Raw genomic sequence first — 24,182 nt, 5'->3', positions numbered from 1 at the left:
GAATACGTCAAAGGCAGATACCTAATTGAGGATCTCAATTGAGCAAATGTCCTCCCCCCCTCCCCCGGTTACATAGCTCAATCAAAAGTGCCTCAACCAGGATCCAAGCTATCCCCAGCTAGCTGCCGCACGGCGGTTAATATCCGCCATTCGCTGACTACCTGCGCTGACAGTATCCGCAATAGTCGTGAGAATCATATTGAGCTCCTCCGCTGCTGTGTCCCATTCACGCTGAGCCTCCTGGTAAGAATCCGAAGACTCACCCTCCCACGTAGAGACCATCGGCGCGATGCGCTTCTTCAAATCTCCGAGCAGCCCGTTGATAGTGCCAGAAGTGGAACGAATGTCATCCGCAGCACCGTCGATGCCGCCGAAGCTGTACCTAATTGGTTGCATTAAGAACCCTTTCCCCAAAAGGTGATGTGTGTTGTGTGATTCAGTGTTGTAATTGTGCGATCCGACAAAACGTTTAGAGGTTCAGCAACGACGCACCCGCTGCTGCCACCTGCTTGAACGACGACGCCCCCTCGTCCTCGCCCGCATCGAAGCTGCTGGAATTTGCGCGAATGTTATCCGCGATATCCGTCAGCGCATTGGATAGACGCATAGCTGCGTCATCCCAACGAAGCATCAGATCATCGAAGCTGTCTTTAGCCTGGCCCTTCCATTCCCCCGCCAGACCGTCCACGACGCCTCGAATGCGCCCCAGCTCGCCCTGTACTTCCGAGTTGACACCATCGACGTCCCCTGCGGTAGTGGTCATTTGATCTGATTCGGCTGCAAATAGGTTTGCCACTGTTTCCCCCTTTTTCGTGTTGAGTGACTGATTAACGACGGCATTTTTACCTCCCCGCGCGAGCCAGCCAGCTTCCCGCGTTAAAAAACCCGTCATATTGTTTGGCGCGAAAAACCCCGATTCGGTTCCATTTTGGTTTTCCGACCTTTACCCCTACCTACCCCCGCCACCTCCCGAGTCATCTTCTCTACGCCCATTACGTTGTTAGCAGTTCCACCACAGGGCGCCGAAGATTCATAGCCTGTCCACCCGATTGGGCTGGTTATGTTTAATTTCGTTCCCTCCGTCTGAAAGGACAGTGGAACTAGTCGCTGGCTTCGGTATGGCTTATTCCCGCCCCTGTCTGAAGATGATCCGGGGGTGATGCCCCCGAAGGCAGTTAATTTGTTTGAACTACTGGAGTTTAAACTCTACGATGTCGACTTCATCATCTGCAGCTAATCCGGGATAGTGAGTATCTAGCGCTTCCTGAAGCTCAGTGAGGGAACCAAAACCGTCATTTTTGGCTTGCTCCTCCGACAATTCGCTTCGCCGGGTGGAGACAACTGACGTGACCTGTGCAGGAATAGTGACGACCTCTCCAGATTCTTTCTCGAAGACAATTTGAGCGCTTCCTTCACGAAAAGGATCATCTACCCGAATGGTTTGTTGCTTTTCTCCGCTACGAATTAATTCCTCGTAGCCTTCCCACATGTAAATGCGCTGTTCCTTTTCCAAGTCCCGCCAGTCAAATGCGAACGGCAAAAGCTCTCCCACGGTAGGTGCTTCAAGTCCATTACTTCCGCGCACGATGCACCGAATAGACGGGTTAACATCAAAAAGCACCTGGCGGCATTTACCGCAAGGAGGAACAACTTGACCAGTAGGTCCGTATACGGCGACTACTGCTTGGATGGGGTCCTCTGGATAACTAGCAGCATGGTTGGCCAAAGCTGAGACTTCGCCGCAAGGACCACCAAGGAAATGAAATGCGTTCAAACCTAGGACGTGTTTGCCCGACTCGGTAAGGAGGGCTGCGGCTACTGTGTGGTCTCCTCCGTCTTGGTAGCGCTGTACATGAGTAGTTGCTTCAGCTAGCAAATTTCGAAGTTTGTTAGAAATCATCCATTTAAAGGTAGTAGCTGCAAACGCTAGACGATAACTTGAGTTCTATGAAGTTACTTCTTTTCTCTTACCTGCATCCTGATCTCGCCATGTATTTGACTGGAAGAATTCTCTATATAGATGACGCGGCAGTCGAAATGCGACAGGCTCCATTTGCTCAGGAAGAGTTAAAAGCGGTTAGCGATGTGGCGGAAACGCTGGTGACTCTTACTTTGTCAGAGACACCACTGAGTGTTTTTCGCCATGAGCTTGAGCAAGCTGATTGCGTTTATGTGGCGAGTGGTGAAACATTCCGTTTGCTCCAGGCGCTGAAATCTACCGGAGCGGACCAGCTTCTTACTGACGCCGTGCGTAATGGAAAGTTGTATGCAGGAAGCTCTGCTGGGGCTATTGTTGCCGGACCCTCAACTGAGCCAGCAACGGTGATGGATGATCCTTCAGCAGCTCCGGAGCTTGCGAACTACACCGGACTTAATCTCACTAAATATGTGGTAGTTCCTCACGCCCAAGGAACGACCGGTCCGTATTCTATAGACATCATTAGTCGGACTGTGCAAGAGTACGGGCGAAAGTGGAATCTTCTTTTGCTGAGAGACGGTCAAGCGCTAGTAGTTGATGAGCGGGGTTCAGTGCTTATCTAGGTTGCCCCCACTTGCGTATTACGGCACCGGCCGAGCGCTTACTACTGCCTGGTCGCATACGGGCCGTACCGGCGTAATAGTCCTTCCTCTGAACTGGCACCCCACACTGACTTGAGTTCCGTCCATCACTTTGTGATGCCAGAGCACTATCGAATTACCTGACGGCAGCCGCTCCTCTACGACTACGACATCGGTGCCCAGTACTTGCCTGCGTTCCGGCGCGGACTTTGTCTCATCCCCGGCAACGGAGCTACTCAAAGCTGCTGCTAGATGTTCAAGCGCCATGTCCTGCGAAAGCGGATTAGCGAGCACCAATACGCGCATATCTCCGCCATCCACCGCAATCAGACGGTCGAACGGACTTGCCGAATCAAGCTCCCACCCGCCGGGAAACCGAGCTTCCACGCCTGCATTGGCCAGCGTGACTACTGGAGCAGAATCGGGAACCGGTTTCGATGTGGGTGGAGGCGTAGTTACAGGCGGCGTAGTTACAGGAGGAGCCTGTGCGTGCGATGTCTCACGCTGCTTCTGCCTCCCCTCGTTCTCCCTGCCTATGCCGCCACTAATGAGCCATGCAGCAATCCCAACAATCAGCACTACCACCGTCAACAAACCAACGGCAGCTACTGACACAACCGTGCTTTGATTCGACACTGCGCTGGCTTCTACCCTGGCTGCAGGACGCCTCCCCGCGAGATCCTCCAATTGCTCCACTTCACCGGCTTCAGCGTCGCCGATGCTTTTCAACCAGGCCGGATTTACGCCCTCCCCGAGCCGCGAGGCTGGACAGTCGAAGACCAAAAACCCACGGTCGCGCAGACGATCGACTAGTAGAGCTCGCCGCGGGTTCGCTAGCCCAGGTGGAACTTCGCCGACGATGAACTCAATATCCTCCTGCCAGCGGGGCGGATACTCGGTAATACCGCGCCCACCGCTAACTTCCACATCATCAGGTATCCCCTGGGGTACATCCGGATACATGGTCAGCTGATAAGCCAGCGCAATAACTGTTTCCACCAGCGGTGCGCTGTCGTTCGCTCCGACCAAATGTGTCATCCGACTGGCAATGTGCCCACCGCTCAGACGAGTGACACAGACACGCGTTTCCTCTACTTCCACCAACACGCTATGAGACACAGTTGCCTCATCGAGTTCCACAACGGCGTCGGCAAGCGTCAGAATGTACGGATTGAGTTCGGCAGCCAATAGCGCGGAGGCCAGCCGGCACTGTCGCACAGCACCCCAATAGCTGGGCACAATGACTGTTTGCATGCTCTCGAGAAGCGGTCTAGGGCCATGCACCGCCAGTTCTGTGGTGTCTGCAGGTGCCGCGAGTCCCCACAGATGCCAGGTACCGTGGCGCAGCGTCGGGGTCTGAGTGGTGTCAGGAGAATCGACCCGAATCATCAACTGTCCTCCTGGTCACCAGCAGTATCCAACAAACCCAACTGCACAACCTGCGGACTCTGGCCGTGCGCCACCCAATAGCCACGACCCGGAGGCTGTTCGCAGGGCTTTACGCCGAGGATGGGGCCGTCGTCGCGTGTGCCATCCATGACAAAGACGCTGGCGCCCTGATCCTTAACCGCCCCCATGACCGGGTCGTGGAGGGAACGCAACGCCCCGCTGATTCGACGGGCGAAAAAGATATTGAGCCCAATGTCGGCGGCGTGAGCGATGACTTCTGCCAGCGGCTGCAAGGGGTTACCCCGTGAGCCAGCCACGAGGTCATAGTCATCCACGATGACATTGATGGTTGGACCACTCCACCAATTTCGGGCCTTCAACTGCGCTGGGGTGATATCCGGTTGCGGGAGACGAGCCTTCAGTACCTCTGCCAGCTCTGCCAGCATGGGCGTCGCCACCGCAGCCGAGCCCGCATAGCCGGCCAGCCGCTCTTGGGGCACGGCCTCCATTAGCCCACGGCGGTAGTCAATCACGACGAATTTCGAGTCCGACTGCGAGTACCGCAGCTGGTGAACGATGCCCCTCAGCGCGGCGGTTCTGCCACTGCCCGCCGAACCGAATATCAGTAGGTGGCGATCCTTTTCGGGGTGGAATATCACCGCGCCCAGACCGGCTTCTTCGAGACCCACTGCAATCGCACCTCTCGTCGCGGCCGCTGGTCGCGGCAAACGCGCAATATCAATCCGCCGCGGCAACAACTGGAGCTTGGGCGCCTGCTCACCGTGTGGCACCGTCTCTACAATCCGCTTGGTGTCCGCAGCACCGGTGAGAGCTACCAACATCGCAAAGCCGCCCGGCGCGACCCCACGTCCTGGGCTCTCCGGCACCAGCTCCGCTGCCTTACGATCAATCATTGAATCCATCGACTCCGCCTGACGCAGCTCAATCCGAGTACCAATCAGGTCGCGAACGGCAGGTCTCATGTCCGTCCACCGATGGGCTGTGAGCAGGACATGAATTCCCACCGCCAATCCATCTGCAACCAGCGCCTGCACATCGTCGCTCAGCGCCGGAAACTCCGTTTTGAACGCACCCCAGCCGTCAATGACCAACACCGAATCTGGCTGCCCTGCCGCCCGTGCTGCTTCCGACGAGAGCCATCCATTAGTGCGAAAGAGCTGTTCCCGACGACTTACCTCACGACGCAAAAAACCAAGCGTACGGCGAATAAGCTCCTCGTCTCCGCGGTGTGCAACCGACGCGACATGCGGCAACTCAGCCAGGTCGCTCAAGCCGCCCGCACCACAATCAACGATATAAAAATGCAGGTCACGGGCGCTGATGCCGTCGGCAAGCGCGAGGACCGCTGTGCGTGCAGCAGTGGTCTTTCCTGACCGCGGTGCTCCGACGATCGCCACGTGCCCGCCGGTCGTGCGCAGGTCAATACGCAGTGGGTCTTGACGCTGAAACAGCGGCTTGTCCACCAGCCCAATCACACCGGTCAACCGCTGTCGCGGCAGCTGCTCGTCAGACTGAAGCTCGATGGCCTCCGGTAATGGTGGCAGCCACACGCGATGCGCACGTGTCGGTACGTGCGACACCGCTGCCACCACGGCACCGAGCACCGTCTGCTCCGATGTTTGTGCAGGCGGATCCACCATTCCACCATCGCTTGACGACGCGCCGAAAGCCTCCCGCGTCCAATTTTCAGCGGTAAACTCAGCGACAGCTGCGACCTGGCCCTGCAGCCCCTGCTCTGCCCCAGCCGTCGCACCGTCAACAGGCTGCGGACGGACCACCGGGCCGGAAACATACGCCGACCGAAAACGCACCGGCTCGGCGGCAGCAGATTTGATATACCCAATGCCCGGGATGGCCGGCAGATGATAGGCATCCGGTACCCCCAGCACGCTGCGGGACTCCGCGACGGAAAAGGTCTTCAACCCAATGCGATAGGAAAGATGGCTTTCCAGTCCGCGCAAGCGGCCTTCCTCCAGACGCTGACTGGCCAGCAGCAAATGCATGTGCAAACTGCGCCCCAACCGACCAATCGCAACGAAGAGCTCAGCAAACTCCGGGCGTGCGGAGAGCAGCTCCGAAAACTCATCCACCACAATCAGCAACGCGGGCATAGGTGGCGCATCTATCTGCCCAGCGCGCCGGGCCTGTTCATAGTCGCTGACACCGGCGAAATTCCCCGCAGCGCGTAGCTGCTCTTGGCGCCGCGTCATCTCACCGCGCAGTGCGTCTTCCATGCGGTTGACCAGGATAAGCTCCTGCTCCAAGTTGGTAATCACCGCCGAGACATGAGGCAATTGATCCAGTCCCAGAAACGTCGCACCACCTTTGAAGTCCACCAGCACAAAGTTCAACTGATCCGGACTGTGCGTGGCTGCGAGCCCTACCACGGTCGTTCGGAGGAATTCCGACTTAGTAGAACACGGGTTGTGGGTACGAAGCGCGATACACGGAATGGGAACGGACACTACCGCTGCGCGACCCCCACACGGCAGTAGAGATCTCGGCAATGCACGGACACACAACAAAAGCGCCGCAGTTGTATTTATGTTTAAGTTGCGCTGCAAGCGCTGACATTCCGGGCGGAAGGGTGGCCGCAGCTCTACAGCAAGCACACGGCAGGGTGTCTACCTCGGGCGACGTGAAATTACGCAGAAAAATACGAAATGCATCATTGCAGGTCACGGCAGGTATTTAAGGGGCGTTTCGTAATCCCATAAACGAAAAGAACAAAACTACGAAACACAAAAATATACGTTGAGCAGCGTAAATGCTTTTCGTTTCGTAATTTTTCCACTTTTTGAAGAAAATCTAAATAAGAAGAGACACCTTGATTGCGATTGTGTCCCGTGTCACATAGCTACAACCTCTGCAGCGTGCCCTCAATGAGGACGCTCTATGTCGTAGACGTGTGCCCGTAATGTGTGTCTGTGTCTCTCTCTTAAAAGGTTTGGGTCGAAATGCCGCAAAATTACGAAACATCCCCGAAATGTGACGTGTCTGTGCAGGTCACAGCGTTATCGCGTGTTTCGTAATTTTGTTTTTCGATTTTCGTAGTTCTACGAAACCGCAGGTAGAGCGTTTCGTAATTTTTTCGTATTTTGATCGGCAAATTACGAAACGAGGTCAAAACTACGAAACGAGCACACTATAGACGTGTCACAGGTCACAAAAAGGCGCGCCCCTTGCGTGTCACCATGCCGCCACACAACAGCTGCCCCACCACAACACCCCAGCCGTGCCACGTGGCGTGTAGAAACGTGCTCGGTTCGATTCGTAAAGATTAGGTCGCAGGCTATTGTGCGCGACGCATAAGTTCCGTACGATGGCCCCCAGACCGTATGTGGCGTTTTAATTCGTTTTTGGTTTAGCCAGCCGCATACGGGGGATAACCCCGAGGATAATTCATAAAGAGACAGCCTCTCGACCGTGATAGGCGCGGTTCCTCCGACGAGATAGACCGGTCGGCAACGGCATTGCCAACCACAAAAGCGGTCAGGTAGGGAGTAAGCGCTCCCGTAAAGCAATGGGACGGCAGACCACCGTTCTAGCGAGTTGAGCACGGCACTCCAAGCCGCCTGAATAGCAAGCCGGTAAAGCACCCCGCTCCGGGACAGATCAATCTGCCCAGGAGCGTTTTTCTATGTCCGAAAAGGACACGACTACCGCCGTCGCGCCACGCTTTTACACGCTGCAGGAACTCGCCGATCTCGGCGTCGGCTCCGAGTCCACGTTGCGAAAAGCTATTAAAGAGGGCCGTCTTTCATTCCACGGAGTGTCGTCGATAAATAACTATTCGATGCGCAAAGTACAACGAAATACCGCTAGAAACAGACAACATATGGGGGTGCACAGAAACACATATAGGTTCTGCGGAAAACCTATAGGGTGCGTCGCTAAAAACCGCTGTGCGCGAAAAACATAAAGGGTTTACGGACCCGGTCCCAGACCCCTCAATACTCTGAGCCGGAAGAATGGAAAGTGGAAGGTTGATGTATCCCCACTATTTATTTTTTCCGTTTTTCGGAGTACATCGGGAGCTACAACTGCGGACCAGCTCTGTGTGAACTAGATGAGAAGGCGCAGCAGCGAATCATCGACGCTGGACAGTTGGTGCTGCGGGCACGCGAGCGGCACCCCCAGCGGTCACTCGCGGAGCACTACAACCCGTTATCGATGGACCCAATTCTGCTCAAGGCCCACAACAACTTGGACCGGGAAGTCGATAAGGCTTTCGATGTGGCACGCAAACTCACCAACGAGCGCCAGCGCCAGGAGCTACTGTTCGCCAGCTACGGGGAGTTGGCGAGGGGCTATGTCTCCTCGCTTTCATCAAAATCGAAACCACCAGCAGGGTCGTTCCCCGTGCGGGTGATTTTGATCGGTCCCGCTGCTGGGTGTAGAACCCTGTCGCTGGCAACGCCGGGAACTATGACTGTGCCCGACGAGAACACGTCACTGCCATAACGCGGCTCACGGTAGACGAACATGGGTCGTTCACTACTACTGGTGGATTTCGGTTTTGGTGGTGGGGGGATTACCGCCGCCGGCCTCGATTTTTCCGTTGAGGAGGGCGTTGACTACTTCCCGATTGTGAAATGGGCCGATGGCGCGGTGAAGAGGAACCAGTCACCTGGAAGAGATCGATCCAGTCGCTGGTGTGCAATCTGGGAGGTAGGGTTGCGGGGTCGATTCCTCGCGAGCGCAACCATGATTGTGTCTCTGAACGTGATGAAAACAACCCTGCCCTTCGGAGAATTTCCCCTATCCCGCGTCCCCGGGCGGTGAAAACGGTGTGCACCATCGCCTGAAAGGCTTTGCGTTGCTCTATCGGGATCTTCGGGTCACCCACCCGGCGGATCACTAAGATCCCCCCGTCAACGTTTGGCTGTGGCCGGAAAGCAGACCTTGGTACTCGGGAACCAAGGTGAAACGTGAACCATGGGGACCACTGAGCTGTCATCATCGTGCTTGCACCTACCCCGGCCCGGCGGCGAGCGACTTCCCACTGCATGAGGAGTACAGCGGCAGTCCATGCCGGCGCATGCAACAACTTTCGAAGAATGGCAGTGGTGAGGTGAAAGGGAATGTTTCCCACAATGACGCAGGGAGTGGCGGGTAACGGGAAGTTGAGGAAATCATCATGGACCACTTCGACCGACGCCGAGGCGGTCTTTTTTGTGAGTTTGGCAGCTAGTTTTGCGTCTACCTCAACTGCCGTTATTGCCCTCCCCAAGTGGGATATCGGGTGAGTGAGGGCACCGCTTCCTGGCCCGATCTCAATGATGGGGCCGGAGGTTTGTTTTACAAGATCGACGATGGAGTTGATGATCTTGTGGTCTGTGAGAAAATTTTGGCCATGTTCGTGACGGCCGTATCCGTATGTAGACATCAGGTGTGCTCCGTGGAGTTGAAACGGAGCCGGGCATGGCAAATGGCCGCCCGGCTAAAGGACCGGAGCGGTTTCTAACCTGCGGGAGGGAGAAAACCGCCTTAGCGGCTGGTGAGCGGCCGCATGAAAACGGAACCTGAAATCAACATGGGCCTATCGTATCCAATTAATTTCGCAGGGTCCAATACGGTGAGAAAGAAGACAACCGCACCGCAACAGTGCAAGACCTCTCTGGATTGGAATTTACCCGATCCTGTGGCACCAACGCACAGACCGTGTGGGCCCATGCCGCCCTCGGCGCTCTCCTTAAAATCCAGATAGACCGGCGCGCCGCCGTCATCAGCCCCAACGGGAATACGCAGACGAGCACTGCCAGAGCGCGGTCGGTAGCGCAGAGTTGTCGGAGGCGGATACAACCCGAGCTCCTCCATCACCGGATCTTCCGAGGTCTTAACAGAATCATCTGCGCTTGTTGGCACTTCAAATCGCGCCAAGCTCCGCCCAAGAACCTCCGCTTCTGCTGGACTCAGCTGATCAGGTACACCAATCTCCTCCCTTCCGGACGCGGTTTCCGCATGCACAGCAGTAGTGGAAACGACCAGCGCGATGCCATGGTTAACCGCGGCCTCCCACAACGTTGACTGCGCTTCCACGACGGTCAGCAGCACTACCGAGGTCTCCGACCCCGCCGCGTCAAAAATCGGTGTCAGTTCAGTGACATCGAGCTGTCCGCTCGAATCCGCCAGCACAATCAGCACTGCAGCTGGCAGTGTGTCGATAGTCGTGAGCAGCTCCGTCAGCTGCGCACACGTCGCTGCCCGCAACCGCGCTGAGCCACAGGCATCAGTAACTGCGGGGTGTCCGTGGTGTGGTGTCCATTTCAGCCATTCCCACCCATCTCCCACAACCGCAATCAGGCAATCCTCCGGATGATGCAGCGCAGCGGCTTGGGCGACCATCGCTCGAGCCAGCCCCTGCGCCGCGGTATCTCCAGTGAGGGCGATAATCTCAAAGGCCGACACATCTATGGCAAAGGGCACTCCCTCAACCTGACGAGCCGATCGAATAACTTCCCGCAGTGCTACGGCGGAAACCGGATCCAGTTTCTCGGGCGCCGGAATTGCCGGCGGTGTCACAGGCGTTGCGGGCTGCTGCGTTGCCACCCCGATGCGCAGCTGCAAGAAATCCGGGTCCCCCTTTCGGCGTTCGCACGCCCGCCCCATCGCCCCCAGCTGCCACAGAGTTCCAGGCCGAGGGTGGATAAACTGCGCCGATTCACGCTGCATCCTCGCTGCTTTCGTCACCGCCCGGCGAATACTGGACAAATGCCTCTGATAGTCCTTCCGCGCCGGTGCCATGTCCTTATTTCCCGCCCCTCCCGACACCATCATGCCCACAGTGGAAAACACCATCATCAGCGGAAACATAAACGACATCGGGTTACGTCCCATCCCAGAGACAAACATCAACACCACCATGCCAACCACCGCCACGACCATGATCAACGGCATGAGTGCACGCATCAGCGGCACCGGCTGTGGCTCCGGCGCTTCCGGTGGCGCATCCGGCGCGATTGTGCCCGTCATAGGCTGCGGCCCCGCTTTTCGGGTAGCCGAAATCCCCGCCCGTGCACTAGTCACAAAAATCCCCCCGCTATGTGTCGCCCCTTGTGTTCACTCGACGGCCTATCCCCCGACCAATCGGTGTACGCATAGCTTAAAACACACTCCGGATTCTCGCAGCGCATGACCGAGACTGATAGCGGGGGCACGCGCAGTTACTACCCCGAGTAGCGCTCTAACGAGTTGTACGCCACTCTAGAGGGACTAAAGCATGCAGAATTCATGGGGGAAATACATGCTGGGGGAACTCATTCGCGTGCGCATTGATGCCGCACATATGCCCGAAGACGCCAACCGAGCACACGCAGACCTTGCGTTACCGACCAACGTCGCAATCGCCGCACTCGTACCGGATATCCTGCAAATTTTCGATATCGACATTGCGGACTTCCCGCTGGCACAGTGGCAGCTACGGACCGCCGCTGGCACGATACTGCTTGCCGACGACACCCTGAACGATGCCGGTATTGCGCCAGGCGAACGCCTGGTTGTTATCAACGACCCAGGGCCCGTACCCAAACCTCGGCTCTTCGATGCCGCCGATGCTATTACCGACACCACCTATACCGACGGTATCGGTACGGCTGATTTGGTTGTTGGCTGTACCGCCGCCCTCGTGGCCACAGCTTCAATTGCAGCTGCCTCACTGAGCTTGAGCAGTACCGATTCCACACTGGCCGCGGCAATCAGCTTCATCGCGCTGCTGGCAGTAGCCGGTGGACTGCGCCTGGCTCTGTTGCGTAGCGCAAAACCGGCGATTGTCATGTCCCTGGAGCTGCAAGTGCTCATTCTGGGCACCGCTTCGGGGCTCTGCTTCGTTGGCCTCGACCTACACCGCATACTCACCGACTGGCCGCCGACTGCTGCGATTAGCGTCGCGCTTGCCGTCACCGGTTTGGTTTTTCTCATTTCCAATACCGACGACGGCGACAACCGCATCACTGTTACCCTGGGCGCCGCGGGTCTCAGCGCTGCAGTTACCTTCGGTATTTACGCTGCGGCTGTCGCACTTTTCCAGAACTCGGTTCAATCAGGAGCACTCACCGCTGCTAGTGCAGTCATCCTGATACTGCTGGCACCTTCCCTGGCTATCAAAGCTGCCGGTATTCGCGTACCCAAAGTCCCTGCCGCCGGAGAGAGCTTCGATGACAGCGAAACTCCCGAAATATCCCACACCGCACCTAAGCGAGCGGGTTGGATTCTCGACGGCATCCTCTGCAGTGGCACCGGAAGTCTCAGCATTTTCACCCTGGTGGTACTTTTCTCCGGAGCCTATACGAACAGGTGGTGGCCTCTGGGCATGGCTGCTGCTGTCATAGTCTTTTGTGCAATTCACTCCCGTGGCCAAGCCCGGAAAGTAGCTTCCACCTGCACTGCTTTAGCTGGTCTTGCCGTCATTGTGGCTGTCGCCTTTCAACAGTGGTTCGAAGGCAATTGGCCAGTTTCCGCTGGCCTTGTCGTCCCAATGCTTGCAGCCACCGCCTTAGCCGCATTTCCAGCGTCACGCATCTCACCTACAACGCGCCGCATAGCTGAGCTAACCGAGGCCTGCAGCATCGCCGTCATTCTGCCCATTGCGGCCATCATTGCCGAACTCCCTGAGTTCGTAAGTGGGTTCTTCCAGTGAAAAACCCACTTTTCATGAATGCCATAAAACCCCGTCTCACCGCCACGACCGCACTTTCCACAGTGCTTATCTCCACGTTGACGGCGGCCACCGCAGTAGCACCGTCGGGCATCGTACCAATAGCGGCTGCCCAGAACAGCCAGGACTGCGTGTCCACGATGCTGTCGTCGGAAAGCGCACTGCGTGAACCGACAGTGATCGAAAAAACTCTTCGGTTTCGCCAAGCATGGCAACTGACGACGGGTGCGGGGATTACGGTGGCGGTGATCGATACCGGGGTCTCACCCAATGAGCGCCTGGGCGAGGTTCTCGACGGTGGCGGTTTTGTCGACGGCAACAGCGGGTTCGTAGACTGCGACGGTCACGGAACTCTAGTAGCCGGCATTATTGCAGGCCGGCCCGGTGCCGATGGTTTCGCAGGACTGGCGCCCGACGCGCACGTGTTGTCGATAAGACAAACGGCCGATGGTGAAGGCAATCTGGAGTCGCTGGCACAAGCTATCGACAGGGCCGTCGCGGAGGGCGCGAGGGTTATCAATATCTCGCTCACATCGTGTGCCCCGGCAGGTGTAATGCCCCAAGGCGCAACGGATGTTGCCGAGAGCGTCGCACGTGCGGAAGCCTCAGGCGCCGTAGTGGTCGCAGCGGCAGGAAATAAGGGCGATAGTTGTCAGGCCGGATCCGTAGCGTGGCCCGCAGTCCTGCCGGAGGTAATCGCAGTATCAGCAGTACAGTTCGACGATGCTGGCCAAGCACAACCCGCGGAGTATGCAATCACGGGACAATGGGTCAATGTCTCCGCTCCCGGCGGCCCCGTACTCGGCCCCGATCCGCGCACCCCTACCGGTCTCATAGACCGCCACGTGTTCGGGTCCGGGGATAACACCCGAGCTCAGCAAATCGCCGGCACCAGTTTTGCCACGCCAGCCGTGTCGGGAACGGCTGCCCTGCTGCTGGCACGAAACCCAGAGCTTTCCCCAGCACAGGTTCGCGACATTATCCTTAATTCTGCGAGCCCAATTAGTTCCGACCTCGGCCTTGGTCGCGGCATCATTGCACCGTATGACGCTCTGATTTGGACCACTGTGGACACTGCCGCGCAGCACGACGCCAATCCCGCTACCGCACCGGCTCCGCCGGATCTGCTTTCTTCGCAGGAGCGCAATGCACCGCTCCGGGCGACTGGATTGCTCCTGATATGCGCGCTGGGCCTAGGTGCCTGGCTGCTCTCGCGTCCCGGACAGCGGCCCTAGCGCCGCCTGCTTACTCAGCTCAGGGCCTCCGCGCAACGCGGCCAGCACTTCCCAGTCCACTGGTCGCGTGCCACCGCTATCGGCATTGGTTGATGCATTAAACCCGAGGGCAGCCAACGTCGTGCGATCGTGCACAGCAAAGCGCATCCCCTCTGGCGAAATGACGTGTACAGCCCCATTTACGCTTACTGCGATCGAGCTGCGCTCACGGCTGCGACCATCCACGAAACCGTCGACGGCCACACCCGAACCGTCGGCATGCGGGTAATCCACATGCCGCCCCTCCGGAGCATGCTGCGACCACTGCACGAGAGCTTGCGGCCGTCCTGCTATCCGGCCGGTACACAACCAGCCATCAGCATCGGTAAACGTCAGCGGCTTTTCAGGTAGTCCCGGGACTACTGGCGCATTCGCTACGGGAACTGCCGCCAGCTGCCCTTCACTGGCCTGCAGAACTGGACTATGCGCAGCTAATAGCTCTCCTAGCACCGGGGAGAGAATCGCGGCACCGTCGTCAAGCACGATAACGCGCCGCTGCCCGACCTCGACCACATTGCCGACTGTGTCGAATGGGGCGGCGAAGTGTGTGGGTGCGCCGCGGTTTGGAATTGCTGGCGCGGCCAGAATCGGAACTTCCGGAATCGTTCTGAGCAATGCAGGGCTGACAGGCCGGACTGCGGAGCGCTCCAACCCCAGCGCTCGAGAAACAGCGGCGTGCTCCGGGTGGTTGATATCCAACCGCGAGCGGTAGCCCTGCGTAATCAACCAGAGGTTTTGGCCATCGGCAACAACGGCACTGTCCGAGTGAGTCCGGGTAAGCTGCTGCGGTTCCCCACGTACTTCTTCAAGACGCGCAAGTGACTCTGCAACAATCCACGGTTGCCCGAGGTCTTGCACCGTCCGCTCGCATAAAGACAGTGCCAGCTCCGGCGCACCTGCGCTGCCCTTCTTGGCAGCTCCCGAGGCCCCAGAGCCTGCCGGCGCGGCCGGAACTGCTGGTGCACCCTCAATCCCGACAGCAAAACTGATGTCCTCTTTGTCCAACTCGCTACTGCGCACCCGTTTCGGCTCAGCAGGATTGCCCAAAATTAACCGCGCCGATGCGAGATTCGCGACTGGATGCAATCGACCATTGACACGTACATGTAGGCCCTCCGACCCCGACACGACAATCAGCTGCTCATTGGAGCTAGAACCTCCCTGCGGTCGCACCAACGACAGCACCGCAGTACCGGCGGCCAGTAAAACCACCAGCGCACAGCCGATAAACAGTGCTCGGGTTCGCGTGCGCAGAGGGTCGTGCAGCATTCGCGAATCCGCACGCACAAGTGCATGCTCAATCCGACGAATCAAGAATCGATGACCGCTGACCTGGCTAGGCGTGGTCGGTGTACGTGGCATGAGTTTCCCCCAAAACTATTCCCCCAAATAATCTCTACCCTGCAGAGTAAGCCAGGCCGCGCTACTGTGCGACCAGGGGAATTTTAGTGGGGAACATATTGGGGGGATTTTCACATGCCATTGTCATTGTGGCTGCTCATTACAGCAATAATCATCACTGCAGGCGCGCATGTCCCTGTGCGCGGACGCAGCCTTCGCGACCGTCTGCGACGCACCGAACCAGGACAGTTCATCGGACTACGTCTCACACCAGGTATGCGTAGCCAACTAAGCGCTGCGGATATCGTCTCGCTTGCCGACGACAGCCCAGTGACCCTGGATGCGCTGTGTTTTTATCACATTGCGCCGGAAATCCGCGGAGAGCATGCGCACCGCTACTTCCGAGCGGCCGAACGCTCCGGCACACCCCCTGAGCCCTGGACACATCTGGTGGCAACTCTTCCGGTGGAAGCCTCCACTGACAAAGCCCTACGCTTCCTCATCCACAGGCTGGGGATCCTTGGCATTCGCGCACGGCGATTAACGGCACAGGAGTGTGCTCTGACTGAGAGCTCTGCGGAGGTAGTACAGCTGCGCCGCACTGGACGCTCTCATCATGTGGCGGCGTTGGGGCGCAAACCGCACCTGTGGTTAAGCCGACAACGTGACATCGCTATCACTAATGGTCCAGCGCAGGTCATAGGGGTCGGGAGCAGTGGACAAACCATCACAATGTGTCCCGCGAACCTCCCCCGATTGGAGGTCGACTGCGGAAATCAGGACATTTGCGAGTTGCTCATCGGAATGCTCTCGCTCGGCTATCGAGTAGGAATTCGCACGTCCCGTCCACATTTCTTTACTGTGGCTCTTGATCTGGGCGCAGTACTTCTCGCGCGAGCTGGAGATGACACCGTCGATGTGGTTGTCGTCGAAGAGTATGAGCCCGACCTGCGTACGGGAATCGCGAGAATCATCGCGGTCAGTCGTGCAGGTTCGCCCACGGCAGCAGCATCGGAAATGCCAGCTTCATGCCCTCGACTGGTGATGGGCGAATTCACCTGGACGCTATCTACCTCCCGCACTACCGATGAACTGCAGCCACTAGCTATGCGGGCAGCTAGCGGTTCAGTCCCGGAATCAACGCGCCCAAATCTGGCAGACCGCCCGGTGCCGGGGAGCCGTCAGGCTCACCCTGCTGCGCTGGGTCATTCGGAGCGCCATTTTCTTGGCTACCCGGCTGACCGCCTGCTGCAGGAGGCACATCCTCCTTCGGCATCTGTGCACCGGTGACATTGCCATTGTCGATAGTGGCAGCGCCCGCTGGTCCCGAGCACTCCAGAGTCGACGGGCCATAGGCCGCGCAGCTGTATCCGAATGCGCTCAACTGAGAATTCGTTGGTAGCGTCTTCATCTCACCCGCCGGCGGGAAAGTAAGGACCTCGTAAGTAACTCCTCCCGGATTCCAGGACACAGCATTGGCGGGAACCTCGTTCCCCGTGCCGTCATCGACCATCGGAGGATTGGCAAGATTCACCTGACAGGCCAAGTAGGCGTCACCGCTCAAATCGTTGAGGAAACAACGTGTCGTGCCATCCTCCAACTGAAAGAGTCGAGTATTTGGGCCGTCCGCCGGAGTGTAATCCGCATCATTGACCTGGGTGATTGCAGGAGTTTCCGTCGGCGTCTCTGATTCTGTCGATTTCGTCGACTCCTCAGTCGGTTTCGGCGGAGTCGAGGATTTAGTCTTTGCGGAAGAACTGACGGAGCGATTCGAGACTTCCGGCTTAGCCGGCTCGTCGTCTCCACATCCGGCCAGCGCGAAAGTCATCATCACACCGGCTGCGATCGTTGCCATAAATTTATTCATCCGCATGGTGTCCTAACCTACCCGACCATCGCTCCATCCCCTAGTAGCCGAGGGAGGAATTACTTCCGGAGAACCAGCTCGCATCTCGTCGATGCGTTCTGGCGTAATCACATCATTGAAGGCGAAGATAGTTACTTCCCTATCTCGATAAACAGGGGTTACCCCTGGAGCTACCCAGAGCCCTTCACCAGGAAACTCTAAATCCTCCTTGGAATCCCAAATACCCGGGGGTGACAAATAGATGAATCCCACGTTCAGCTTTCGGGCTGAGCGATCGACATCGTTCACCCCATCCGGCCGATCGGGGTCTGGAAAACCGAGGTAATCAGCGTGCCAATACAGCATTGAAGTGGCAGTCCACTTATTCGCCACTGGCCAGTCATAGTGCGGGAACACTACCGGCAGATCATTGCGAGCGTACATCCAGCTGGACCCCTCCGGCGGATTCGTAAACGTGCGGTACTTATGTGCCTCCGGCTGCTCGGCCAACCAATCAAATGCCTTCAAGTCAGCATTGGAAATGATTTGCCATTCTCGAGGGCTCTTGTAGGCGAAATCCGCAGCGCTAGCATTAGACGCCACTCCATAGACCACAAGTACAGCAGAGCTCACCGTCGCTAAGCTCAACCCCAGAACCCGCCCCGTCGATGGCACCTTTGACTCACTAATTCGAGCCGCCCACGCGCAGCCCCACGCCACGGCGATACCCGCAAACGCGGAATACAGGTACGCGGTGGCCATCACCAACCGGTGAGGCGTGGAATAGTGAAGCTCCGTGTACAGCGCGAGAATATCGCCCGGCACGCCACCAAAATGATTGAGCGCGTGGGTCGTCATCAACACCGAAACAAACCAGGCCGGTACTACCCACACCCGTCGGCGCGAAGTACCTGCGAAAACCAAAACCGCTATCCCGATAAAACCGAGGATGATGATTGGCCAGAATGGCCGGAATTCCTCAGTGTGGCGAGTCAGCATTGTGGCGCCTCGATACCACGCATCGAAACGATCGAGGTCGTCTACTTCAGCGCTAACCGCGCGCACATCCTCGGTCTGAGAAGTTCCCGTAAGCCACTGCGGTAGTAGAACTGCCACTGCTGGCACAAAGGCGGCTGCAATCACCGCGACGTCGTAAAGCTTGGCGCGAACCGCACCCAGTTCAGGATGCGCGGGACGCGGCAGGCGGTAGCACAACCACCAGATTGCACCGAGCATAACAGCTGCAGGCACCGATGCCGGATGGAGCTCTCCGATACCGATTATCGCAAGCGCGGCGCTCAAGATGCGCTGAGGTGCGTGCGGGAGGGACGTAACAAAACCGAAGACGGTAATCGCTAGCGCAATCGAGACCTGGTACGGCCAGGCCCCCACGAAGACCCCGACGGGCATCAATACCGGAAGCGCTGCGGAAACAAGCGCCGCAACTCCCGCGGCAACGGCGGTGGACAGCCTTTGGCGATCAATAATTCGCCAGGTCAGCGCCGCAGCAGCCGTGGGTATGGTCACGGCCGGAATGATAATGCCGAGGTAATTGACCGCCTCGGTGATTGGTAAACGGACAATCAGTACCCAAAGCGCACCGAACGCATGCCATGCGGCGGGATAGTAGGACACCGCCTGAGTTTCCACATTCTGGATCTCGCCCATCCTAGTGGCCGAGGCCATGCCGTCTTCCGTAATCGAACGGAGCACACTTGCATGCCAGAGTGTGTCCCAGCCTTGCTGAATGGTCGCCATCCCCTCGGACATTGAAGCGATGCGGCCGATAGCGGTCCACGTGAGAACCGCTGCTGCGATGATGACCCCGATGCTTGCGATTAGCCCATAGCCCAACTTGCGCCATCGACTTGCGGCGAACGGCTGCGTCTCGGCCGACACCGAGCGATCAACGCTACCGCGCCGCCGCCGAATCAAAGCGCTGCCGCCACTCCAGCAAAGCGCGAGAAGTAGTGTCACGGCCCAGCAGATGGACGCACTGACCAAGGTGAAGCGCACATCGATAGCGCCGAGCGCCCACCCTGCGGTGCCTGCGATACCAAACGTCACCGCAGGACCGAGGGCCAGCGCCCACGGGGTACGAACGCCGCTGGCTCGCACTACAACAGCGCCGGGGATTACGAGCAGCGCAACCAAGCTAACAATTGCCCACACCACTACCGAACACTCCTCCTACGGTCACTTTCTTCAGGGAATATTACCGAGAGCTTGTACATTTAAGCCTCGTCCACATCTGTCCGGACATCACGACGTTCGCGAGTCTGCTCCGCCCTGGCCGCCAGATCCGCATCTCCGGGGTAGTCAACACCTACCAGGCTGAGCCCACGTGCCTCTGCCACCGGGACCAACGGGGAACGCTTCTCTTCACTCAACAACTGTTCAGTGAATCCAACCTCACGCCGCCCTTCACCGACGCTAAGGCAGGCCCCAACCAGTGAGCGCACCATAGACCAGCAGAACGCGTCGGCAGTCACATGAGCCTCGTACAGCTCTGGTTCTTGCCTCGTAGATACGTCGAACCACTGGAACCGCTGTAAATCTCTAGTGGTTGTCGCATGTGGCTTGTGTCGACAAAAAGCGGCGAAGTCATTGAGCCCCAGTAGAGCATCAGCTGCCGCCTGCATGCGGTCGATATCCACTGAGCGCCGCCAGTGGGCCGTATCGCGAGCACGGGTAGGAAGCGGGCCACTGACGCAACTAGTGACACGATAGACATAATGCCGACGTAGCGCGGAAAAGCGGGCATCGAAACCCGGGGCCGCAAACGAGGCGCCCCGAAGCGTCACGTCCGCGGGCAATAGTCGCGCTACACGACGAACCAAATTACCCGGGTCCCCTGCGATAGAACGTGTGTCTAAACAGGAGACAGGAACATCTGCGTGAGCCACCTGACCGGAGGCATGAACGCCGGCATCTGTACGACCGGCCACAGTCAGTTGCACTGGAGTGCGCAACACCTTCTCCAGAGTGGATTCCAACGTCGCCTGCACAGTCCGCACCGGTTCTCCCGTAGGCTTATCGCGCTGAGCGGCCCAACCGTGGAAATCTGTCCCATCATAGGCAATGTCAAAACGCAACCGAACCAGGTCGGAGGCGGTACTCCCCGTAGTGGCACGATCGGGAGAATCGCACGGGGTATCCGGAGTCGTTGGCGTAAGTGATGTCACGGTTAACAGATTGTAGCCGGGACCCCGGATTAGAAAATCAGTAGTTTCCACCGAAGGGCCTCCGTACAGCTCTCAATGTTGGTACGTAATCGGTCGGTGTAGCTGGAGGCAGAACAGGGGTCGAGCGCTGTGCACCGTCGTTAAGCACAAAGAACCCCCGGGAGAGCGTTCAGATATGAACTGCTCACCGGGGGTTCAAAGCTGTGACGGCCAAAAGCCGTCAGCGAGGGGAATTACTCCTCCTCTGCAGCCTCAGCCTCTTCGGCCTTTGCCTCTTCAGCCTGCTTGGAAGCAGCAGCGCGAGTTGCGCGAGTTGCCTCAGCAGTTGCGGTCTCTTCCTCAACCAGAGCGATCAAAGAGATCGGGGCGTTGTCGCCCTTGCGGTTACCCAGCTTGATGATGCGGGTGTAGCCGCCGTCGCGATCAGCGAACTGCGGACCGATCTCGTCGAACAGCTTCTTAACTGCGTAGTTGTCGTTGAGCAGCTTTGCAACGTTGCGGCGATCTGCGAGAGTGCCGCGCTTTGCCTTGGTAATCAGCTTCTCAACGTACGGACGCAGCAGCTTGGCCTTGGTGTCGGTGGTCTTAATCTTGCCGTGCTCGATGAGCTGCTTCGCGAGGTTGGCCAGAATCTTCTTCTGGTGCGAAGCGGAGCCGCCGAGACGGGAACCCTGCTTAGGGGTAGGCATAGGTATCTCCTCGTTTTAATGAAGTCGCGTCGGTGAACTACTCGTCGTAGCCAGCGCTTGCGCCATCAGTCCAGTCAGCGTCATCGCCCGAGGCAGCGTCCAAATCAGCGACAGCAGCCGGGTCGAAGTTGTTCGGGGAATCCTTCAGAGCCAGGCCAAGCTCAGCGAGCTTTTCCTTGACCTCATTGATGGACTTGTCACCGAAGTTGCGGATATCCAGCAGATCCGACTCGGTACGAGCAGCGAGCTCACCGACAGTGTGGATCTCCTCACGCTTGAGGCAGTTGTAGGAGCGCATAGAGAAGTCCAGATCCTCAATCGGAGTCTGGTACGCAGCGACATCCTCAGCCTCGCGCGGGCTCGGGCCAATCTCGATGCCCTCAGCAGCCTCGTTCAGCTCACGTGCCAGACCGAACAACTCAACCAGAGTCTTGCCTGCCGACGCCATTGCGTCGCGGGCGGTGATCGAGTTCTTGGTCTCGACATCGATGATCAGCTTGTCGAAGTCGGTGCGTTGCTCAACACGAGTAGCCTCCACCTTGTAGCTGACCTTCAGAACTGGCGAGTAAATCTGGTCCATCGGAATGCGGCCGATTTCGCCACCGGAGTTCGGGGTCGCCGGCACGTAGCCACGACCACGTTCAACGATCATCTCAATTTCCAGGCGACCGGATTCGTTGAGAGTAGCGATGTGGTGATCCGGGTTATGAATCTCCACACCTGCTGGGCACTCAATGTCTGCAGCGGTCACCGCGCCTGCACCTTCGCGACGCAGGTAAACGGTAGCCGGCTCGTCGAACTCACTCGAGAGCACCAGACCCTTGATGTTCAGGATGATGTCGGAGACATCTTCCTTCACGCCCGGGATAGTGGTGAACTCGTGCAGCACACCGTCGATGCGGATGCTGGTGACTGCAGCGCCCGGAATGGACGACAGCAACGTACGACGAAGAGAGTTACCGAGGGTGTAACCGAAACCCGGCTCCAGCGGTTCGATAACGAACCGGGAGCGAGAGGAATCAATGTAGTCCTCAGTCAGCGTTGGGCGCTGGGAAATGAGCATTTTCGAAAATCCTCCAGGTGGCGACCGCTATATGACGCCATAGGGAATGAATGGATGCAAGCGAAGTTAGTTATTACTTCGAGTAGAACTCGACGATCAGCTGTTCCTGAAGCGGAATGTCGATCTGTGCGCGTTCCGGGGTCTGGTGCACGAGGATGCGCAGGGACTCAGGAACAACCTGAAGCCATGCCGGGACGACAGCGTCGACCAGGTTCTCCTGTGCCTCTTCGAACCAAATCATCTTCTGCGACTTCGGGCGCACGTCGATGATGTCGTACTGGCTTACCTGGAAGGACGGCACGTTGATCTTCTTACCGTTAACGGTGAAGTGGCCGTGGGAAACCAGCTGACGAGCCTGGCGGCGGGTACGAGCCAGACCAGCGCGGTAGACAACGTTGTCGAGACGCGACTCCAGCAGGACGACGAGGTTATCGCCAGTCTTGCCCGGACGACGGTGAGCCTCGGCGTAGTAGCGACGGAACTGCTTCTCCATCACGCCGTAGGTGAAACGTGCCTTCTGCTTCTCCTGGAGCTGGAGCAGGTACTCCGACTCCTTGATACGAGCGCGGCCAGCCTGCCCCGGAGGGTAGGGACGACGCTCAAAGTTCATGTCGCCACCGACGAGGTCGACGCGGAGACGACGGGACTTACGGGTTGCGGGACCGGTATAACGGGCCATTTCTGTTCTCTCCTTACCCTATTCCTAGACGCGACGACGCTTCGGCGGACGGCAGCCGTTGTGCGGCTGAGGGGTCACATCCGAGATCGAGGACACCTCAAGGCCAGCGGCCTGGAGGGAACGGATGGCGGTTTCGCGGCCCGAACCCGGACCCTTAACGAAAACGTCAACCTTCTTCATACCGTGCTCCATGGCCTTACGAGCAGCGTTCTCGGCGGCCATCTGAGCAGCGAACGGAGTGGACTTACGAGAGCCCTTGAAACCGACGTGACCAGAGGAGGCCCACGAGATAACAGCGCCCTTCGGGTCCGTGATGGACACGATGGTGTTGTTGAAGGTGGACTTGATGTATGCGTGGCCCTGAGCCACGTTCTTCTTTACAACGCGACGGCCGGTACGACGGCCGCGTGCGGACTTCGGAGCTGCCATGTTTTACTTCTTCTTTCCGGCGATCGTCTTCTTCGGACCCTTACGCGTACGAGCATTGGTCTTGGTGCGCTGACCACGGACCGGCAGGCCACGACGGTGGCGCAGACCCTGGTAGGAACCAATCTCAATCTTGCGGCGGATATCAGCCTGAACCTGGCGGCGGAGGTCACCCTCGACCTTCCAGGTAGCTTCAATCACGTCACGCAGCGCAGCAACCTGCTCATCGGTGAGAGCGTCGGTGCGCAGATCCGGAGAGATGCCGGTCTTCTCCAGCAGCTCATTAGCACGGGCGGGGCCGATGCCATAGATGTAGGTAAGAGCGACCTCCATACGCTTGTTGCGTGGCAGGTCAACTCCAGCAAGGCGTGCCATACGGCAATTTCCTTCCGGTTGATGCGGTGGTTTACTCCACTGCCATCCTTCCCAGACCAGGCCTACTCGGTCGGACGCCGAGTCGCGCAGGTGTTATAGAAAGGCTCCAGCCACCGTTGCCGGAGGTATTCTCGCTTACTTCTGTGGAAAAGATTTCATAAAGAACCACCGCGCCGAACTGTTGAGACACCAGGTCTCAACATCACGCGGCCGTCACCAGAAGCAGCTAGGACGGTGGAGTTTCTGTCTAGTTAGTAAATAAGCCCATAACCACTACCAACAGTGGTCCGGTCAATTTACTTGTAGCGGTAGACGATTCGCCCACGCTCGAGATCGTACGGAGAAAGCTCCACTACGACTCGGTCTTCCGGGAGAATACGGATGTAGTGCTGGCGCATCTTGCCACTGATATGGGCGAGCACCTTGTGCCCGTTGTCCAGCTCCACTCGGAACATCGCGTTCGGCAAGGGCTCGACGACGCGACCCTCAACCTCAATTGCGCCTTCCTTTTTAGCCATGTCCTCCACGTCTCTCTGGTGGATACCCGGGACAACCCCGGCACCAGTTGGGAAATCTCTACTCTGCCTGGTGTTTTAGCAGTTGCGCGCAGAGATAATCATCACTGCAGCGACACTGCGCCCACACCATCGCCCAACTTTACACGCGACCTGCGTTTTTT

Annotated in this window: 22 protein-coding genes; 4 read left to right on the top strand and 18 right to left on the bottom strand. The window is 57.9% G+C overall.

Features of this window, described 5'->3' with window-relative positions; all coding sequences use genetic code 11:
- Nucleotides 1–108 precede the first annotated feature (108 nt).
- The 3 genes from HMPREF3042_RS01180 to HMPREF3042_RS01170 form a co-directional block, all read right to left on the bottom strand.
- Nucleotides 109–396 (bottom strand): WXG100 family type VII secretion target, encoded by a 288-nt coding sequence (locus HMPREF3042_RS01180; protein ID WP_005509924.1) that lies wholly within the window; start codon nt 394–396, stop codon nt 109–111.
- 73 nt (nt 397–469) lie between these two features.
- Nucleotides 470–796 (bottom strand): WXG100 family type VII secretion target, encoded by a 327-nt coding sequence (locus HMPREF3042_RS01175; protein ID WP_005510029.1) that lies wholly within the window; start codon nt 794–796, stop codon nt 470–472.
- A 393-nt stretch (nt 797–1,189) separates the two neighbouring features.
- Nucleotides 1,190–1,900 carry an ASCH domain-containing protein gene (locus HMPREF3042_RS01170; RefSeq protein ID WP_070642864.1) on the bottom strand — a complete coding sequence of 237 codons (711 nt, stop codon included), beginning with the start codon at nt 1,898–1,900 and terminating at the stop codon, nt 1,190–1,192.
- A gap of 47 nt (nt 1,901–1,947) precedes the next feature.
- On the opposite strand from HMPREF3042_RS01170, the gene HMPREF3042_RS01165 reads away from it, so the two are divergent.
- Nucleotides 1,948–2,541, top strand: a complete 594-nt coding sequence (locus HMPREF3042_RS01165) for a Type 1 glutamine amidotransferase-like domain-containing protein (protein WP_070628670.1) — start codon at nt 1,948–1,950, stop codon at nt 2,539–2,541.
- Between the two features lie 18 nt (nt 2,542–2,559).
- Here the strand turns inward: HMPREF3042_RS01165 and HMPREF3042_RS01160 are convergent, their stop codons facing one another.
- Together HMPREF3042_RS01160 and eccCb are read right to left on the bottom strand one after the other, a co-directional pair.
- The gene (locus HMPREF3042_RS01160) at nt 2,560–3,948 is read right to left on the bottom strand and encodes a type VII secretion-associated protein (protein WP_070855831.1); all 1,389 of its coding nucleotides are present in this window, start codon (nt 3,946–3,948) and stop codon (nt 2,560–2,562) included.
- The gene (gene eccCb, locus HMPREF3042_RS01155) at nt 3,948–6,434 is read right to left on the bottom strand and encodes a type VII secretion protein EccCb (RefSeq protein ID WP_210403421.1); all 2,487 of its coding nucleotides are present in this window, start codon (nt 6,432–6,434) and stop codon (nt 3,948–3,950) included. The genes HMPREF3042_RS01160 and eccCb overlap by 1 nt, the downstream gene beginning before the upstream one ends.
- 1,645 nt (nt 6,435–8,079) lie before the next feature.
- Here eccCb and HMPREF3042_RS10930 point away from each other — a divergent pair.
- Nucleotides 8,080–8,433, top strand: a complete 354-nt coding sequence (locus HMPREF3042_RS10930) for a type IIL restriction-modification enzyme MmeI (protein ID WP_016423158.1) — start codon at nt 8,080–8,082, stop codon at nt 8,431–8,433.
- A gap of 70 nt (nt 8,434–8,503) precedes the next feature.
- On the opposite strand, the gene erm is transcribed toward HMPREF3042_RS10930, so the two are convergent.
- Nucleotides 8,504–9,358 (bottom strand): 23S ribosomal RNA methyltransferase Erm, encoded by an 855-nt coding sequence (gene erm / locus HMPREF3042_RS01145; RefSeq protein WP_016456425.1) that lies wholly within the window; start codon nt 9,356–9,358, stop codon nt 8,504–8,506.
- A 101-nt stretch (nt 9,359–9,459) separates the two neighbouring features.
- Nucleotides 9,460–10,944 (bottom strand): hypothetical protein, encoded by a 1,485-nt coding sequence (locus HMPREF3042_RS01140; protein ID WP_070855829.1) that lies wholly within the window; start codon nt 10,942–10,944, stop codon nt 9,460–9,462.
- Nucleotides 10,945–11,191: 247 nt separating this feature from the next.
- On the opposite strand from HMPREF3042_RS01140, the gene eccD reads away from it, so the two are divergent.
- Both eccD and mycP read left to right on the top strand, forming a co-directional pair.
- Nucleotides 11,192–12,607: a type VII secretion integral membrane protein EccD gene (eccD, locus tag HMPREF3042_RS01135; protein ID WP_246822281.1), complete on the top strand. Its 1,416-nt coding sequence runs from the start codon at nt 11,192–11,194 to the stop codon at nt 12,605–12,607.
- A 14-nt stretch (nt 12,608–12,621) separates the two neighbouring features.
- Complete coding sequence (gene mycP / locus HMPREF3042_RS01130) at nt 12,622–13,860, top strand: type VII secretion-associated serine protease mycosin (RefSeq protein ID WP_246822280.1); 1,239 nt, start codon at nt 12,622–12,624, stop codon at nt 13,858–13,860.
- Here the strand turns inward: mycP and eccB are convergent.
- From eccB to infA, 11 genes are all read right to left on the bottom strand, one after another.
- Nucleotides 13,819–15,261 carry a type VII secretion protein EccB gene (gene eccB, locus HMPREF3042_RS01125; RefSeq protein ID WP_070855826.1) on the bottom strand — a complete coding sequence of 481 codons (1,443 nt, stop codon included), beginning with the start codon at nt 15,259–15,261 and terminating at the stop codon, nt 13,819–13,821. The two genes, mycP and eccB, sit on opposite strands and share 42 nt — an antisense overlap.
- Before the next feature lie 630 nt (nt 15,262–15,891).
- Nucleotides 15,892–16,092: a hypothetical protein gene (locus HMPREF3042_RS10820; RefSeq protein ID WP_168168117.1), complete on the bottom strand. Its 201-nt coding sequence runs from the start codon at nt 16,090–16,092 to the stop codon at nt 15,892–15,894.
- 265 nt (nt 16,093–16,357) lie between these two features.
- Nucleotides 16,358–17,095, bottom strand: coding sequence for a hypothetical protein (locus HMPREF3042_RS10815; RefSeq protein ID WP_070855825.1), 738 nt, complete (start codon nt 17,093–17,095; stop codon nt 16,358–16,360).
- 24 nt (nt 17,096–17,119) lie between these two features.
- Nucleotides 17,120–19,261, bottom strand: coding sequence for a DUF6541 family protein (locus tag HMPREF3042_RS01115; protein WP_070855824.1), 2,142 nt, complete (start codon nt 19,259–19,261; stop codon nt 17,120–17,122).
- A 59-nt stretch (nt 19,262–19,320) separates the two neighbouring features.
- The gene (locus HMPREF3042_RS01110; protein ID WP_070855922.1) at nt 19,321–20,190 is read right to left on the bottom strand and encodes a tRNA pseudouridine synthase A; all 870 of its coding nucleotides are present in this window, start codon (nt 20,188–20,190) and stop codon (nt 19,321–19,323) included.
- Nucleotides 20,191–20,504: 314 nt separating this feature from the next.
- On the bottom strand, nt 20,505–20,960 hold the full coding sequence (gene rplQ, locus HMPREF3042_RS01105; RefSeq protein WP_070855823.1) for a 50S ribosomal protein L17: 456 nt from the start codon (nt 20,958–20,960) through the stop codon (nt 20,505–20,507).
- A 37-nt stretch (nt 20,961–20,997) separates the two neighbouring features.
- Nucleotides 20,998–22,023 carry a DNA-directed RNA polymerase subunit alpha gene (locus HMPREF3042_RS01100; RefSeq protein ID WP_005509919.1) on the bottom strand — a complete coding sequence of 342 codons (1,026 nt, stop codon included), beginning with the start codon at nt 22,021–22,023 and terminating at the stop codon, nt 20,998–21,000.
- A 73-nt stretch (nt 22,024–22,096) separates the two neighbouring features.
- Entirely contained in the window at nt 22,097–22,702 is a 606-nt protein-coding gene (gene rpsD, locus HMPREF3042_RS01095) for a 30S ribosomal protein S4 (protein WP_005509964.1), read from the bottom strand.
- Nucleotides 22,703–22,726: 24 nt separating this feature from the next.
- On the bottom strand, nt 22,727–23,131 hold the full coding sequence (rpsK, locus tag HMPREF3042_RS01090) for a 30S ribosomal protein S11 (protein ID WP_016422078.1): 405 nt from the start codon (nt 23,129–23,131) through the stop codon (nt 22,727–22,729).
- A 3-nt stretch (nt 23,132–23,134) separates the two neighbouring features.
- Entirely contained in the window at nt 23,135–23,503 is a 369-nt protein-coding gene (gene rpsM, locus HMPREF3042_RS01085) for a 30S ribosomal protein S13 (protein WP_005509836.1), read from the bottom strand.
- Between the two features lie 296 nt (nt 23,504–23,799).
- Nucleotides 23,800–24,021, bottom strand: coding sequence for a translation initiation factor IF-1 (gene infA, locus HMPREF3042_RS01080; RefSeq protein ID WP_016422077.1), 222 nt, complete (start codon nt 24,019–24,021; stop codon nt 23,800–23,802).
- Nucleotides 24,022–24,182 lie beyond the last annotated feature (161 nt).

The organism is Corynebacterium sp. HMSC074C05 (assembly GCF_001838325.1).
Taxonomy (GTDB): Bacteria; Actinomycetota; Actinomycetes; order Mycobacteriales; family Mycobacteriaceae; genus Corynebacterium; species Corynebacterium amycolatum.
This window is presented reverse-complemented; position numbering and strand designations above follow the sequence as displayed.

Bases quoted from the DNA above. Each gene is read 5' to 3' on its own strand.
- HMPREF3042_RS01180 (WP_005509924.1), bottom strand. From the start codon at position 396: ATGCAACCAATTAGGTACAGCTTCGGCGGCATCGACGGTGCTGCGGAT.
- HMPREF3042_RS01170 (WP_070642864.1), bottom strand. From the start codon at position 1,900: ATGATTTCTAACAAACTTCGAAATTTGCTAGCTGAAGCAACTACTCAT.
- HMPREF3042_RS01165 (WP_070628670.1), top strand. From the start codon at position 1,948: ATGAAGTTACTTCTTTTCTCTTACCTGCATCCTGATCTCGCCATGTAT.
- HMPREF3042_RS01160 (WP_070855831.1), bottom strand. From the start codon at position 3,948: ATGATTCGGGTCGATTCTCCTGACACCACTCAGACCCCGACGCTGCGC.
- erm (WP_016456425.1), bottom strand. From the start codon at position 9,358: ATGTCTACATACGGATACGGCCGTCACGAACATGGCCAAAATTTTCTC.
- HMPREF3042_RS01140 (WP_070855829.1), bottom strand. From the start codon at position 10,944: ATGACGGGCACAATCGCGCCGGATGCGCCACCGGAAGCGCCGGAGCCA.
- eccD (WP_246822281.1), top strand. From the start codon at position 11,192: ATGCAGAATTCATGGGGGAAATACATGCTGGGGGAACTCATTCGCGTG.
- mycP (WP_246822280.1), top strand. From the start codon at position 12,622: ATGAATGCCATAAAACCCCGTCTCACCGCCACGACCGCACTTTCCACA.
- eccB (WP_070855826.1), bottom strand. From the start codon at position 15,261: ATGCCACGTACACCGACCACGCCTAGCCAGGTCAGCGGTCATCGATTC.
- HMPREF3042_RS10820 (WP_168168117.1), bottom strand. From the start codon at position 16,092: ATGTGGACGGGACGTGCGAATTCCTACTCGATAGCCGAGCGAGAGCAT.
- HMPREF3042_RS10815 (WP_070855825.1), bottom strand. From the start codon at position 17,095: ATGGCAACGATCGCAGCCGGTGTGATGATGACTTTCGCGCTGGCCGGA.
- rplQ (WP_070855823.1), bottom strand. From the start codon at position 20,960: ATGCCTACCCCTAAGCAGGGTTCCCGTCTCGGCGGCTCCGCTTCGCAC.
- HMPREF3042_RS01100 (WP_005509919.1), bottom strand. From the start codon at position 22,023: ATGCTCATTTCCCAGCGCCCAACGCTGACTGAGGACTACATTGATTCC.
- rpsD (WP_005509964.1), bottom strand. From the start codon at position 22,702: ATGGCCCGTTATACCGGTCCCGCAACCCGTAAGTCCCGTCGTCTCCGC.
- rpsK (WP_016422078.1), bottom strand. From the start codon at position 23,131: ATGGCAGCTCCGAAGTCCGCACGCGGCCGTCGTACCGGCCGTCGCGTT.
- rpsM (WP_005509836.1), bottom strand. From the start codon at position 23,503: ATGGCACGCCTTGCTGGAGTTGACCTGCCACGCAACAAGCGTATGGAG.
- infA (WP_016422077.1), bottom strand. From the start codon at position 24,021: ATGGCTAAAAAGGAAGGCGCAATTGAGGTTGAGGGTCGCGTCGTCGAG.